Genomic DNA, 14,007 nt, shown 5'->3' on the forward strand with positions numbered 1-14,007 from the left:
ACGATTCAGCTTGTTTAAGGCTGGGCGCCGAGTTGCGCGGCAAGCTTCGCCGCGTCAACCGGCGCGTGCACCTTCATGTCATTGTCGAAATACAGGAACACATCGCGGGCCATCTTTTTGCCGCGCGGCGCGTCGGCCACGAATTCCGCGTCCGGCGGCTCATCGCCTTTCGTCCAGGCCCGCACGCGCCGCGCCCAGGTTGCGAGGGCCTTGTCGTCGTAGCCGCTCGCATAGAGCTCCTTCGGGCCATGCAGTCGGCAATAGATGAAATCTCCGGTGGCATTCATCAGCCGCGGCCATTTCATCGTATCGGCGCAGACCAGCGCCACGCGGGCCTGTTGCAGCAATTCTATAAACGCGGCGGTGCGAAAACTTTCATGGCGTATTTCCAGCGCGTGCCGCAATGCGCGCCGCTGCGTCATTTCGGACAAATCCGGGTGGCGCAAGCGTGAATCATGATGTTTCGCCAGCGTGGCGGCGGCCATCGTATCGTGCGGCAGCATCTGCAAGAATGCCTGGAACAGGCCGGCGTCGAATTTCAGGGTGGGGGGAAACTGCCAGAGAATTGGCCCCAGCTTGGGCCCGAGCCGGAGAACGCCGGAGGCGAGGAAATTTGCCAGCGGCGCTTCCACATCCCGCAAGCGCTTGATGTGGGTGATGAACCGGGGGGCCTTGACGGCGAACATGAAGTCCTCAGGAACCGTCTCACGCCATGTCTCGAAACTCTCCGGCCGTTGCGTGCCATAGAACGTACCGTTGATTTCGATCGTGCGGAATTTTTGCGCGGCAAAGGCCAGCTCGTCGTGCTGCGGCAGCCCTGGGGGGAAGAAGACCCCGCGCCAAGGGGCATAACGCCAACCGGAAATGCCGATGCGGATTTCACCTTGCTGGGTCATGGAAAGATCTTCATGACGGCATATGATCGGTTTTCCCGTTTTGTCCTGGGATAGAAACGACACCATATACGCACCGGGAGTTTTTGAGCCAGTATTTTATGGCGTGAAGGGTAAGGGATCTCACCATGCGGGCACTCGGCTGATGGCGGAGGCGGATCAGGGGCCGGTGCGCTGGCCGCCCCCTCTGGTGCCGGACGACCGCGTGCCCATGCCGGGTTGGGGCCTGGCGCTGGCGCGGGGCTTGGCGATGCGTTGCCCTGCTTGCGGCCATGCCGGAGTTTTTCGTGGTTTTATCGATATAAAACCGGTCTGCCCGCATTGCGCGGCGCCGCTTGGCCGCGTGCGGCTGGAGTTGCTGCCTTCCTACCTCACCATCTTGTTGGGGCTTGGCGTGATGGGTGCAGTCATGATCGTCAGCGCCTTGTTATGGCGCCCCGGCCTCGTGCGTTTTATCGCCGTGTTCGTGCCCGCCTGCATCCTTTTCGAACTCGCGCTGGTGCGGCCGGTTCGCGCCCTGACGCTTGCCGTGATGCTCAAGATGAACGTGCTGCGCCCGGAGGGCACGACATCCGACGCAGGCTGATCCTGACGGCCATTCCCGCCGACTAACTTTTTTCACATCACCGTTTCATGCTGGAAGCGTGGTATTCGTTGCCCGCCATGGCCAAGTCCCGCTTTGCGTCATAACGCGAGAGGGAGAATGAAATGAAATCACGCATGATCGCATTCGCTGCCGCTTTCGGACTGTCACTATTTTGCTCCAGCATGGCCTTGGCGCAGTATAATGGCGGCGCGGCGGGCACGTCTTCCAACGGTTCGGCCGGGACAAGCACCGGCGCCACGGGCAACTTGAATAACGGCACCGGAGCGACAGGCGGCAGCACTGCGGGAAACGGTGCCTATGGGTCCGGCCGTAATCAAATGGGCTCTGCGATGGGCAACGGTTCCACCGGCGGCAACGGGATGAGCAATGGCGCGGTCGGGTCCGGCAGCACGGGTAATCCCACGAGTGGCGGGCCTGCTGGCACCGGGTCATCCGGTGGTGGCGGCGGTTCAAAGTAAAAAGAAAGCGCTTCTTTTTGTGAACAAAAAGAAGCAAAAAAACTTTTGTTAACTTTGGGCCGTGCCGGTTTCACCGCCGCCGGCCCAATTAACAAAAAGTTTTTGCGCCGCGGCAGGCGCATCAGGCCAGATATTGGCCGCCATTGATGGTGAGGGTTGAGCCGGTGATATAGGCGGCCTCATCCGAGACAAGAAAGGCGATCGCGTGCGCGATCTCCGACGCCTGGGCCAGACGGCCGACGGGAATTCTGGCAATGATCGCTTTCAATATATCCGGTGGCACATGCGCGACCATAGGCGTGTCGGTATAGCCGGGGGCAATGGCGTTCACCGTGATCCCGCGTCCGGCACTCTCCAGAGCCAGGGATTTCGTGAGGCCGATCATGCCGGCTTTCGCGGCGGCGTAGTTGACCTGGCCGAGTTGGCCGGCCTGGCCGTTGATGGAACTGACATTGACGATGCGGCCGAAACGCCGCTCGCGCATGCCCGCGATGACCATGCGGCACATGTTGAAGCAGCCGGTCAGGTTCGTCTCGATCACGCGGTGCCATTGCTCGGGCGCCATTTTGTGAAGCATGCAATCCGTGGTGATGCCGGCATTGTTGACCAGCACGTCAACCGGCCCGAAGGCGAGTTCGATCTCGCTGACACCGGCTTCGCACGCCGGATAATTCGCCACGTCCCATTTGCGGACGGCGATGCCGGTGCGGGACGCGAACGCCTCGGCAACATGGTCGTTATGACCGTAAGTCACCACGGGAACGTAGCCGGCCTGCTTCAATCGTTCCGCTGTGGCGGCGCCAATCCCCTCCGTGCCGCCGGTCACGATCGCAATTCTGGGCATGCCACCTTCTCCTTGCAACGAAGCGGCAATGAATGCACGGCGTTTCAACCTGCTCAAGCCTACCTAGTCACCGGATTCGATGCATTTCCATGAGATAAATCAAATGCCCGCCGATAGGGGAAGAGCGGCGGCATGCCGGCGACGGCAGGAACTGGCGCAAGGCGCCGATGGTTTTCGTCATGGAAGAGGGGGGGCGCCCGGAGCCTTGGACTTAATCTTCCCCATCGAGCGCGGCGCGAATTTTGGCCAGCAATTCGGCCTCATTGAACGGCTTGGTCAGGTACCCCATGACACCGGCATGCAAGGCCCGCGTCTTTTCTTTCTCGTCGGCGAAGGCCGTGATCAACACCATCGGCACCGGCGCGCCCATGGCGCGCAACCGGTGGTGCAGCTCCAGCCCCGACATGCCGGGCATGCGCATGTCGGTGATCAAGAAGTCCGTTTTCGAAAGATCGCCCGAGCGCAGGAAATCTTCGGCAGACGCAAACGTTTCAACGGAGAATCCCATCGCGCGGATGAGATCCTTTAACGCTTCGCGAACGGACGCATCGTCATCGACGATCGAGATCATGGACTCATTCGGCAATTGCGATCTCCTGTCTCCCGCGCGAAGTTAGCGCCATTCGCGGGTGCAAACCATTGCGCGTTGGAAGGAGTTCCTCTCGCCCGTGGCAACCGATCCCATGCTTTTTCGATATTCGAGCGCGCCGTTCGGCGGTTATATCTACAGCTTTAGTTTAGCTCATTTTCGACTTTGGCTTAGAAACGCCGAGCGCGTCAGCCATGCGTACCAGGTCCACCAGGGACCGCGCCCGCATCTTATGCATGATCTGGCTGCGATGGACCTTGACCGTGGCTTCGCTCAGCGCCAACTGGGCGGCGATCTGCTTGTTGAGCTGCCCGGTGATGACGAGTTCGAGGACTTCGCGTTCGCGCCCGGTCAGTGATTCGAAACGCTCCTGCAATTCGGTCACGGCCTTGGCGTTCTGGCGCCGGGCGCGGTCGCGCTCGATTCCACTCTGAATCGCATCCAGCAGCTCCTGCTCGTGCAACGGCTTCGTCAGAAATTCGATGGCGCCGGATTTAATCGCCCGTACCGACATCGGAATGTCCCCGTGACCGCTGATAAAGATGATCGGGAGATGGATCCCGGTTGCCGCGAGCATCCTTTGGAATTCCAGGCCGCTCTGCCCGGGCATCCTCACGTCGAGCACCAGGCACCCCGCGGCGTCAGGCAGCTTGCTTTGCAGGAATTCCTGCGTCGATCCGAAGGTTCGCACCGCCAACCCGACGGAGCGCAGCAGATCCTCGACCGCGGTGCGCACGGAGGCGTCGTCATCAATGACAAAGACGAAGGACTGGGCTTCGGTCATGCGACCCCCTGACCGGCGGCCGGCAGCCGAAACTGGAAAATCGCACCCTGGGGCATGTTGGGTTGGGCCCAGAGTTCGCCGCCATGGGCCTCGATGATCGTCTTGCTGATGGAGAGTCCCATCCCCATGCCCTCCGATTTCGTGGTGTAGAATGGACTGAAAATATGCTTGGCAACAGTGGGGTCGACCCCGGTGCCCGTGTCCCTCACGCTCACCAGCACGCTGTCCGGCGGGCAGCATTCCGAACTGATCGTGAGGGCGCGGGGTTTTTCCGTGACCGTATCCATGGCATCGATTCCATTCGTGATGAGATTCAGCAACACCTGTTGCAGCTGTACGCGGTCGCCCAGCACCGGCTGGATGTCGGCGGCGAGCTCGGTGTTCAGTATGACGCCCTGCCGGTGGATGTCGTTTCTGACGAACAGCAGCGCGTCCCTGATCGCGTCATTCATGTCGAACGCGGACAGTCGGGGTTCGGATTTCGACGTCAGTGCCCGCAGGCTGCGCATCACCTCACCCGCGCGGTGGGCATCCTGCACGATCCGCGCCGCAGCCTGCCGGGCCGCCATGAGATCCGGCGGCGTCCTGGCGAGCCAGCGCAGACAGGCATTGCCGCTGGTGGCGATGGCGGCCAGCGGCTGGTTGATCTCATGCGCGATCGAGGCCGCCAGTTCGCCCAGGGTCATCACCCGCGCCGCATGCGTGAGGGTCGCTTGCGCCGCATGCAGCTCCTCCTCGGCATGCTTGGCCGCGGTGACGTCCATCACGGAGCCGATGAATTCCAGCTCCTCCGCCGGATCCCTCACGGCGCGGCCGACCACGTGAACATATTTCACCGCGCCATCTTGCATCAGCAGGCGATGCTCGAAATCGAAATCGCTCCCTGTTTGCGACGCATGCTCGATGACGCGCTGCACAAGGGGGAAATCTTCCGGATGAACCCGTTGCAGCACCATCTCGATATTGGCGGATGACACCTGTTCGTAGCCGAAAATATTGGAACTTTCCGCCGACCAGAAAATGTCGTCGCGGGAGACGTTCCAGCCAAAGCTGCCGGTGCGGCTCAGGCGCTGCGCCTCGGCCAGGTAGGCCTCGCTGCGCCGCAGCGCGGTCTCGGCGCGCTTGCGCTCCGTGATGTCGACCGACACCGCGGCCCGCAACGGCAGGTTCTCCACGCGTGACGCCCGAAAGGCGCTGACCTCGACCCAGATGATGTTTCCATCCTTGCGCCGATAGCGCTTTTCGATGCGCGGCGTGGCCAGCGTCCCGGCGGTTTGCGCCGCGATGAACGCCTCGGTGGCGGGGCGGTCATCCTCAAGCGTGATGTCGGCCGGCGAAAGCTCAAGGAGTTCCGCCGCGGAATAGCCGGTCATCGTGCAAAAGGCCGGGTTGACTTCGGCAAAGCGCCCGTCTGTCCCCAACGAGGTGACGCCGACCGGAACATTGACGAACAGGCTGTGCCACCGCGCCTCGCTCACCCGCATCGCCGCTTCGGCGGCCTGCCGCTCGTGATTTTCCCGGAGCAGGTCTGCATAGAGGTGGGCATTCTCCAGAGAAATCGCGGCCTGCGAGGCCAGGAGCTGCAGAATCGCGGCCCGCGCCGGCGTGAAGACATGCGAAACCAGATTGTTCTCGAGATAGAGCAGTCCGACCAGCTTGGTCTGTTTCAACAAGGGCAAACAAAGAACCGACCGGACCCGTTTCTGGCGGACATACGCATCGGCGGAAAAAGAAGTTTGCGCCGTCGCGTCATCCAGAATCAAGTTTTGGCCGGTTCGGGTCACCGTGCACAGGACGGAGTCAGGCATGTCGGCCGGCGTGACGATGTCATGCCGGAGCGTGACGGTGACGGTCTTGCGATCGATCCGTGCCTCGGCGCCGACCCTTGGCCGGTCGCCTGGCAGCAGGACCAGCAAACCGCGCTCGGCACCGGCATGCTCGAGCGCGAGCGTCATCAGGGTCTCGATGAGCCGGTCCAGGACGATTTCGCCAGAAAGGGCTTGCGATGCTTTCATCATGGCCCTGGCGTCCAATTGCTCCACACCGGCGCCGAGCATGGTGCCGGAAGGCGGCGGCGGCTCGTCGCGGAGCCACGGGTGCGCCCGTTCGAGCCGGCTGACGATTCCCGCCGCGCCCCAGCGCAGATAGCAGAAATGCGCATTCCGCCAGCATGTTTGTGCGATCGTCTCGCCCCCTCGCGCCGCATAGAAGCGCGCCGCCGCCTCATGGGCGAGGCCTTCATTCTGCACGAAACCATGCCGGCGGGCGGACTGGATCGCCTGTTCGTACAGCCCCATGGCGTCGGCATCGCGGCCTTCGAGGCGCGCGCGTTCGGCCGAGATCAAGGCATGCATGCCGCCGAAAGTCGGCTCGTAGCTGTCGGCCCATTCACGCAGCTGGTCCTGGTGGGCCCTGAGCGCATGGCGCCACTCGGCCTGCTGCGCCGGCGGCGCGGTATCGTAAAGAGCGGCCATCGTCAGCGCGCCATAGGTGAAATAATCGAGCAGCTCGATATGGGCGGCGGCACTCCACAGCAGCGCCTTCGCCTTTTCGGCAGACGTGAGTGCGGCTTCATAGTCTCCTGACAGGAACCGCGCCTTCAGTTTCAGAATCCAGTAAAAGCAGACCATCATGGCGGTCCGGTCCGCGGTGAACTGGGCTTCGAATGCCGCCTCATCGAATGGCGCGTCGCCGAAGCTGGCGGGGCTCGACGTCCGGCCCTGCATGACGGCGATGAAGCGTTGATGGCTGACGATCATGTCGGCGATGTCGCGAAACCCGGCCTTGGCAATGAAGGCCAGGCTTTCCTCCGACGCCTGCCATACGATGTCGAGCGGATCATTCCGGTACATCAGCAGCTTGTCGTACCGTTCCATGCTGTAGCAGGCGGAGGTCAGATCCCCGGTCTCCGCGGCCGTGCGAATGGCCGCGCGATTGAAGTCGATCGCGGTCGCGATCGGTTGCGTCCAGAGCGCCGCGATGCCCATGGAATGCTCAACCTTTGCCTGGTCGGCGATGAAGCCGTGCTTCTCCACCAGGCCGACGGCGAGCCTCACGAACCGATATCCCTCATTGTAACGGTGAAAGGCCGGGCCAAGGATGCAGCCGAAATATGCAATCCCGTGCGCCGACGCGCCGCAGGCGCCATGCTGCCGGGTGATATTCACCATGCGGCACACCAGCCAGAAAAACAGCTGCGAATCGGTAAAGTACGCGGGGCCCAGCAGCGTTGAGAGAACCTGCATCGCGGCCTGCAATGCCGGATCGGTCATCAGCGGCAGATCGATCAGACTTTCGAGCGGGTGCCCCTCGAGCGATTCCCAGACCATTTCATGCTCGGACTGGACCTGCTCCCACGGCGGATGCGCGGAGATGTCGATGCCGAACAGGTGCAGGCAGGCGAGCGCACTGGCCACAGCCTGTTGATTTTCCGACCGCACGGTATGCAGCAGGATTTGCAGCTGGCACACGGCGGCGAGGTCGAGTTTCGACACGCCGCGTTGCCGCAGCGCGGCGAGCAAACGCTCGGTTGCCGCGAGATCGCCGGTGAGAAACGCGCATTCCGCGCGCTCGAGCCACAAATTGAAGGTCAGGGCGCGTTCGTGCCCCCAATCGCTGTCTTTCAGCAGCGCCATCCCGGCGGCAAAATACGCGCCGGCCGACGCGTAGGCCGCGGCGGCCTTGGCCTTGCGGCCGGCGCGTAAGTTGATCTCCGCCACTCGGACTTTCTCATGCCGGTCGGTTAACAAGGCGGCGCCGCGATTGAACTGGTTGGCGATCTCGAACAAATGTTCCGCGCGGTCATCTCCTGTCATGCCCGCAAAGAGCCGCCGCCCCATGCGCAAATGCACATCGGCGCGCTCGGACTCGGGCAGCAGCGCGTAGGCCGCCTGCTGGATGCGGTCGTGCGGAAAGCGGTACCCGTCCTCGAGCCGGACGACGAGGCCGGCCTGCATGGCATCCGCAAGGGTTTCGTGCAGCAATGCGTCGCTCGTGCCGTGCGCCAGGGCCAGGGTGGCCAGCTCGGCCTCGTTGCCCAGGCACGCCAGGGCCTGCAGGCTCTCCCGGGTGCTGGCCGGGAGGCGCTTCAACTTGACCGCCATCAGCGCCACCACGTTGTCGGTGTACCCCCGGGCGCGGAGACGATCGATATCCCACTGCCAGGCTTGCACCGCCGGGTCGAAGTGAAGCGCGCCCTCTTCGACCAGCATGGTCAGGAACTGGATGACGAAAAACGGATTGCCGCCGGTCTTGGCCTGCACCAGCTGCGCCAGGGGCGCGGCGCGGTCCGGCTCACAATGGAGGGACGCGGCGACAAGCCGGCTGACATCGTCGAACCCGAGAGGGGCCAGAACGATGTCCTGGACCCGCACGCCGGCGCCGCGGATGGCGGCCAGCATGCGCATCAGCGGGTGCGCGGCGCCGACCTCGTTGTCCCGATAGGCGCCGACCAACAGAAAATGCCGCGTCTCCACCCGGGTGAACAAATAGGCCAGGAGATCCAGCGTCGCCGCGTCCAGCCATTGCAAATCGTCGAGGAACAGCACCAGCGGATGCGCCGCCTGTGCGAACACGGTGAGGAATCGCCAGAACACCAGATGGAAACGGCGTTGCGCGTCTCGCGGCGGCAGGTCCGGCACGGGCGGCTGGGGGCCGATGATGAAGGCGAGTTCCGGCACGAGGTTGACGATCAACTGGCCGTTCGGCCCCGTGGCCGCGCGCAGCGCGGTCCGCCAGCTTCCGACCTCTGCGTCGCTCTTGCCGAGAATGTCGTGCACGAGGCCGTGCAGAGCCTGCCCGATGGTCGCGTAGGGAATGTCGTGCTTGTACCGTTCGAACTTGCCGGAGGCGAACAGGCCGTGCGGCGGCACCAAGGCTTTATGAAGTTCCTGCACCACCGAGGACTTTCCGATGCCCGAATAGCCGGACACCAGGACCAGCTCCGGCATACCTTGCGCCAGCACGCGTTCGAATGCCGCCAGGAGGCGCGCCGTTTCGCGTTCGCGCCCAAAGAGCGTTTCCGGGATCAGCAGGCGGTCCGGCACGTCGTGCGCGCCGAGCGGGAACGGGTCGATCCGCCCGAGCGTTTCCCATGAAGCGAGGCCGCGGCGCAGATCCGCCTCGACCCCGGCGGCGGTCTGGTAGCGCTGTTCCGCGGTCTTGCCGAGGAGTTTCATCACGATGTCCGCCAGCGTCTTGGGAACATGGGCCGCTTGTTCGTCGGGCCGGACCGGCTGCCGGGCGATGTGGCAATGCACCCATTCGATCGGCTCGGCGGCCGTGAAGGGCAGGATCCCCGTTAACAGCTCATAAAAAATAACGCCCAGCGCATAAAGGTCGCTGCGCGCGTCGACCGAGCGGTTCATCCGCCCGGTCTGTTCCGGCGCCATATAGGCGAGCGTTCCGGCGATGCGTTCCGGCGGCCCCGGGGCCTGCCGCTCATGCGGCAGGCGCGTCGCGATGCCAAACCCGGTCAGCCGCACGCCGCCGCCGGCCCGGTCGACCAGGATGTTAGCGGGTTTCAGATCCTTGTGGATCAGGCCGCGCGCGTGCGCCTGCCCGACCGAAGCCGTGAGCGGAATGGCGAGGCGCAGAAACGCATCGATGGACAAGGGCACGCCGGTACTGCGATCGAGCGTCCAGCCGCCGGGATCTTCGAGCAGCAGCGCCACGCGGCCGCCTTCATGCCACAACGCCAATGGGCGCGCCGCCCATGCCGCGTCGAGTTCGTCACGCAGCTTATATTCATGTTCCAGCCTTTGCAGAATCGAAGCCGGCGGATGGTCATGAAGCGGCGCTACAACTAGAACGGGCAAAGAGCCGTCAAGCGAACATCGCGCAAGACGCATGAGGCCATCGTTCCAGAGTTGCTCGATGACATGCAAGGCTGGCCCCGTCGAAGAGTTGGTAAACTTAGTTACCATAAACGGATATTAGACCGGGAAGGCGCAGACCGCCACGACTGGTTTATGCCAACAATAAGAAGTATTTAACATTTTACCTTAACATGTCGGCAGAATGGAGCGCCGGCTTTCCTGGATCGTTGTGGGAACGTTTTTTCTGGACGGGACAGCATGGCTTGATTAGCCTTCGCCTACGGGGGAGGCTTCAATGATCCAAGTGGTCTTAAGATCCGCCATTGTTGCTGTTTGGCATCGTCAGCCATGCGGCGCGTTTTCCAGATGCGCCCTGCCGATTGCGGTGACGGTTCTGGCTTGTACCGCCTGTTCACATCCGCAAGCGGCGCGGCCACTCATGAGCGATGTTTCGTGCGTCCGATCCGTCGAAGCCGCCGGCGGGAATTTTCCTCAGGCTGCGGCTCATTGCCAGAAGAATCCCTTCAATACGTCGTTCCCGACCCTGCTGGATTTGAGTGGGGCCCCGGATCTGCAAAAGCAGGCTTTTGACGACGGCTATTATAACCGGGACCTGCCGGCCTCCAGCGCCGCTGAAGCAGCCCGGTTGCAGACGCTGCAATCGCGCCTCACAGAGGCGATGGCGGTGCGGCAGAAGAGCCAAGGCAAAACGGTCAAACCGCTTTCGGGAACCGCTTGCATGACCGCTTTGCTGGCGGTGCCGCACGAAGCGTTCGCGCTGGGGCCGAGCTGGGATGGCGGCGGACAGAGCCCGGCGAACCCTTATCTGACGCCGCAGGAAAATGATTGCGTGGCCCGGCAGAGGGAAGCGGCGTCGGGCGGCGCCATGGCGGCCGCGCCGCCGGCCGCAACGGCCGTGCAGAAAGTGGAGCAGTCGCCTCTTTCGCCGCCGGTCGTCAAGGCCGGCCCGTTAGTCAAGGAAAGCGCGAACGCCGCGCACAAATCGAAAGCGGCGCATGGCGCCGGCGCCCCGGTGGGGACCATGAACAAGGTGCTGATCCTCTAGGAATTCCGTGGCGTCTGAGCGGCGCGCAAGCTCCAAGGTGCAAGCGCGGCTGTGACGTGGCCATTTATGCCATCCAGGAAGCAAACGGCGGCGGCTTCGGTCTGTTGCCATGTGCACGGGGCAGGGGATTGCGCCCGCCTCCGGCACCGGGCATCTGCTTGTCAAATTGACCCGCTTTGCGATGGCTGGATGACGATGGGAACATTTGCTGCCTATGCTCTTCTTTTGCTTGCCGCCGGCCTAGAAGCCGGTGGCGATGCGCTTGTCAGGCTCGGCCTGCATAGTCCTCACGGCTTTGGCCGGATCGGCTTGTTCCTGGCCGGCGCGGTGATCCTGTTCGTCTATGGCCTGTCAGTGAACGCACCGAACTGGGACTTTGGACGTCTGTTGGGTGTGTATGTGACGTTATTTTTCGTCGTCGCCCAGATCCTCAATTTCGCGCTGTTCGGCGTCAGGCCCGGCCTGCCGATTCTGGTCGGCGGGGCGTTGATCGTCTCAGGCGGGGTGGTGATGACGGTTTGGGGCCGGTCTTAGCTGACGCATTGGCAGGACGGCTTGACAGCGACCAATCCCTGATGCTCGATGGCTCTTACCGAGGGGGGCTCCGTGAGGGAGCTGAGATGTTGCCGGGGCCGAGCCCCACCGCGACGGACCCTTTGAACCTGATCCGGCTAACACCGGCGGAGGGACGGGGATGATTTCAAGGTGCCGACGGGCCCTCCCTCCTTCCGTTTCATCGAAGGGGAGTGCATTTGATGGCTCAAACGGAACCGACCAAAGTCACCACCGGCGCCATTGCCGGCTCGCGCCGGATCTATTCCGCGCCGCCTTGCCGGCCCGATATCGCCGTGCCGTTCCGCGAGGTGGCGCTGCACCCTACCGCCAATGAGCCGCCCGCCCGGCTCTATGACACGTCCGGCCCCTATACGGACCCGCAACACCATGTCGATCTGAACGAAGGCGCGCCAAAAACACGCGCGGGCTGGATTGCCGGGCGCGGGTTCCACGCCGTGCCGGGCCGTTCGGTGCGGCCGGAAGATAACGGCTTTGCCTCTCTCGAACAGCTCGTGCCGCCTTGCCCGGCGCGGCATGCGGTCCTGGCCGGGCGGGCCGGGGCGCCGGTCACGCAGTTTGAATTTGCCCGCGCCGGGATCATCACTGAGGAGATGATCTACGTGGCGCATCGTGAAAATCTCGGTCGCGCCCAGGCTGTTGAGGGCGCTGCCGCGCGCCTGGCCGACGGCGAAAGTTTTGGCGCCGCCCTGCCGGATTTCGTCACGCCGGAATTCGTGCGCGCGGAAATCGCCGCCGGGCGGGCGATCATTCCCGCCAACATCAACCATCCTGAGGTCGAGCCGATGATCATCGGCCGCAACTTCCTGGTGAAGATCAACGCCAATATCGGCAATTCCGCCGTCACCTCCTCGGTCGCGGACGAGGTCGAGAAGATGGTCTGGGCCATACGCTGGGGCGCGGATACCGTGATGGACCTTTCCACCGGCCGCAACATCCACAATATCCGCGATTGGATCCTGCGGAATGCGCCCGTGCCCATCGGCACCGTGCCGATCTATCAGGCGCTGGAAAAAGTCGGCGGCGATGCCGGCAAGCTCGACTGGGAGGTGTTCAAGGACACGCTGATCGAGCAGGCCGAGCAGGGAGTGGATTATTTCACCATCCATGCCGGCGTGCGCCTGGCGCATATTCCGCTCACCGCCCGGCGCGTCACCGGCATCGTCTCACGCGGCGGCTCGATCATGGCGCAATGGTGCCTGTCGCACCACCGCGAAAGCTTTCTGTACGAGCATTTCGGCGAGATTTGCGACATCATGCGCAAATACGACGTCTCCTTCTCGCTCGGCGACGGCTTGCGCCCCGGCTCCAATGCCGACGCCAACGATGCCGCCCAGTTCGCCGAACTGGAAACGCTCGGCGAGCTGACACGCGTGGCGTGGGACAAAGGCTGCCAGGTGATGATCGAGGGGCCCGGCCATGTGCCGATGCACAAGATCAAGGCCAATATGGACAAGCAGCTCGCCGTCTGCGGCGAAGCGCCGTTCTACACTCTGGGGCCGCTGACCACGGATATCGCGCCGGGCTATGATCACATCACCTCGGCCATCGGCGCCGCCATGATCGGCTGGTTCGGCACCGCCATGCTTTGCTATGTCACGCCGAAGGAGCATCTGGGCTTGCCCAACCGCACGGACGTGAAGACCGGCGTGATCACGTACAAGCTGGCGGCGCATGCGGCGGATCTGGCCAAGGGCCATCCGGCGGCGCGGCTGCGAGACGACGCCATCTCCCGCGCGCGTTTTGAGTTCCGCTGGGAGGATCAGTTCAATCTCGGCCTCGATCCGGACACGGCGCGAGCGTTTCATGACGAGACCTTGCCCAAGGAGGCGCACAAGACCGCGCATTTCTGCTCCATGTGCGGGCCGAAATTCTGCTCGATGAAGATCAGCCACGATATCCGCGAAGAGGCCGCGCGAACCGCCGGAATGGAGGAAATGAGCACGAAGTTCACCGAGCGGGGGGGAAAGGTCTACGTGGCGTTAAGCGAGACACAGGCCATCGATCGGATTGACTAGGGAACGATCTTCCAGTCGCCGCCGGGCACTTTGCAGACATCCAGTGTGAAGCGGCGATAGGAATCAGACCTGTGGTAGTACGTGGAAGAGTTCACTTTCCTGCACGGCATTCCTTTTGACGTGAAAATCTTCAGGATCGTGAATTTTCCATGATTGCCGGAAGCCGAATTCCGCCACGTATCGTAAGCGCCGATGGTTGGCGGATTTTCGTTGAGCAGATGCTCGACCGCTTTGTTGGCTAATTCGTAGTCCTCCTTGCCAAGGGTTGGGCCGTTATATCGCCCGTAAGGGTTGATCATTTGGGCCTTCGCGGCTTCGGAACTTGCGATCGTCAACCATCCGGCCGCCGTCAGAAGGAG

11 protein-coding genes and 1 riboswitch are annotated in these 14,007 nt (G+C 63.0%); of the genes, 5 read left to right on the forward strand and 6 right to left on the reverse strand.

The genetic code is table 11. From position 1 onward, the window contains the following. Nucleotides 1-14 precede the first annotated feature (14 nt). On the reverse strand, nt 15-896 hold the full coding sequence (locus VNC39_RS13950) for a DUF72 domain-containing protein (RefSeq protein WP_325400237.1): 882 nt from the start codon (nt 894-896) through the stop codon (nt 15-17). Between the two features lie 142 nt (nt 897-1,038). Between VNC39_RS13950 and VNC39_RS13955 the strand changes: the two genes are divergently transcribed. Continuing rightward, nucleotides 1,039-1,479, forward strand: coding sequence for a DUF983 domain-containing protein (locus VNC39_RS13955; RefSeq protein ID WP_325400239.1), 441 nt, complete (start codon nt 1,039-1,041; stop codon nt 1,477-1,479). A gap of 134 nt (nt 1,480-1,613) precedes the next feature. Next, the gene (locus VNC39_RS13960) at nt 1,614-1,958 is read left to right on the forward strand and encodes a hypothetical protein (RefSeq protein ID WP_325400241.1); all 345 of its coding nucleotides are present in this window, start codon (nt 1,614-1,616) and stop codon (nt 1,956-1,958) included. A 121-nt stretch (nt 1,959-2,079) separates the two neighbouring features. Here the strand turns inward: VNC39_RS13960 and phbB are convergent, their stop codons facing one another. The 4 genes from phbB to VNC39_RS13980 form a co-directional block, all read right to left on the reverse strand. After that, nucleotides 2,080-2,802, reverse strand: a complete 723-nt coding sequence (phbB, locus tag VNC39_RS13965) for an acetoacetyl-CoA reductase (RefSeq protein ID WP_325400243.1) — start codon at nt 2,800-2,802, stop codon at nt 2,080-2,082. 211 nt (nt 2,803-3,013) lie between these two features. Further along, nucleotides 3,014-3,373: a response regulator transcription factor gene (locus tag VNC39_RS13970; RefSeq protein WP_325400245.1), complete on the reverse strand. Its 360-nt coding sequence runs from the start codon at nt 3,371-3,373 to the stop codon at nt 3,014-3,016. 166 nt (nt 3,374-3,539) lie between these two features. After that, nucleotides 3,540-4,175, reverse strand: coding sequence for a response regulator transcription factor (locus VNC39_RS13975; RefSeq protein WP_325400247.1), 636 nt, complete (start codon nt 4,173-4,175; stop codon nt 3,540-3,542). After that, nucleotides 4,172-9,991, reverse strand: a complete 5,820-nt coding sequence (locus VNC39_RS13980) for an AAA family ATPase (RefSeq protein WP_325400249.1) — start codon at nt 9,989-9,991, stop codon at nt 4,172-4,174. Before VNC39_RS13980 ends, VNC39_RS13975 begins: the two co-directional genes overlap by 4 nt. Nucleotides 9,992-10,430: 439 nt before the next feature. Here VNC39_RS13980 and VNC39_RS13985 point away from each other — a divergent pair, with 439 nt between their 5' ends. The 3 genes from VNC39_RS13985 to thiC all read left to right on the forward strand — a co-directional run bounded on the left by VNC39_RS13985 (nt 10,431) and on the right by thiC (nt 13,648). Continuing rightward, nucleotides 10,431-11,057: a hypothetical protein gene (locus tag VNC39_RS13985; protein ID WP_325400251.1), complete on the forward strand. Its 627-nt coding sequence runs from the start codon at nt 10,431-10,433 to the stop codon at nt 11,055-11,057. A gap of 195 nt (nt 11,058-11,252) precedes the next feature. Continuing rightward, entirely contained in the window at nt 11,253-11,591 is a 339-nt protein-coding gene (locus tag VNC39_RS13990; RefSeq protein ID WP_325400253.1) for a hypothetical protein, read from the forward strand. A gap of 51 nt (nt 11,592-11,642) precedes the next feature. Continuing rightward, nucleotides 11,643-11,763, forward strand: a riboswitch (TPP riboswitch). A gap of 49 nt (nt 11,764-11,812) precedes the next feature. Beyond that, nucleotides 11,813-13,648, forward strand: a complete 1,836-nt coding sequence (gene thiC, locus VNC39_RS13995; RefSeq protein WP_325400255.1) for a phosphomethylpyrimidine synthase ThiC — start codon at nt 11,813-11,815, stop codon at nt 13,646-13,648. Here thiC and VNC39_RS14000 read toward each other — a convergent pair. Further along, nucleotides 13,645-14,007 (reverse strand): hypothetical protein (locus VNC39_RS14000; protein WP_325400257.1); only part of this gene is annotated, 363 nt, incomplete at its 5' end. The genes thiC and VNC39_RS14000 overlap by 4 nt on opposite strands.

The sequence above is a fragment of the Acidocella sp. genome (assembly GCF_035535915.1).
Classification (GTDB): Bacteria; Pseudomonadota; Alphaproteobacteria; order Acetobacterales; family Acetobacteraceae; genus Acidocella.

Bases quoted from the DNA above. Each gene is read 5' to 3' on its own strand.
- VNC39_RS13955 (WP_325400239.1), top strand. From the start codon at position 1,039: ATGGCGGAGGCGGATCAGGGGCCGGTGCGCTGGCCGCCCCCTCTGGTG.
- phbB (WP_325400243.1), bottom strand. From the start codon at position 2,802: ATGCCCAGAATTGCGATCGTGACCGGCGGCACGGAGGGGATTGGCGCC.
- VNC39_RS13970 (WP_325400245.1), bottom strand. From the start codon at position 3,373: ATGATCTCGATCGTCGATGACGATGCGTCCGTTCGCGAAGCGTTAAAG.
- thiC (WP_325400255.1), top strand. From the start codon at position 11,813: ATGGCTCAAACGGAACCGACCAAAGTCACCACCGGCGCCATTGCCGGC.
- VNC39_RS13960 (WP_325400241.1), top strand. From the start codon at position 1,614: ATGATCGCATTCGCTGCCGCTTTCGGACTGTCACTATTTTGCTCCAGC.
- VNC39_RS13990 (WP_325400253.1), top strand. From the start codon at position 11,253: ATGGGAACATTTGCTGCCTATGCTCTTCTTTTGCTTGCCGCCGGCCTA.
- VNC39_RS13975 (WP_325400247.1), bottom strand. From the start codon at position 4,175: ATGACCGAAGCCCAGTCCTTCGTCTTTGTCATTGATGACGACGCCTCC.
- VNC39_RS13950 (WP_325400237.1), bottom strand. From the start codon at position 896: ATGACCCAGCAAGGTGAAATCCGCATCGGCATTTCCGGTTGGCGTTAT.
- VNC39_RS13985 (WP_325400251.1), top strand. From the start codon at position 10,431: ATGAGCGATGTTTCGTGCGTCCGATCCGTCGAAGCCGCCGGCGGGAAT.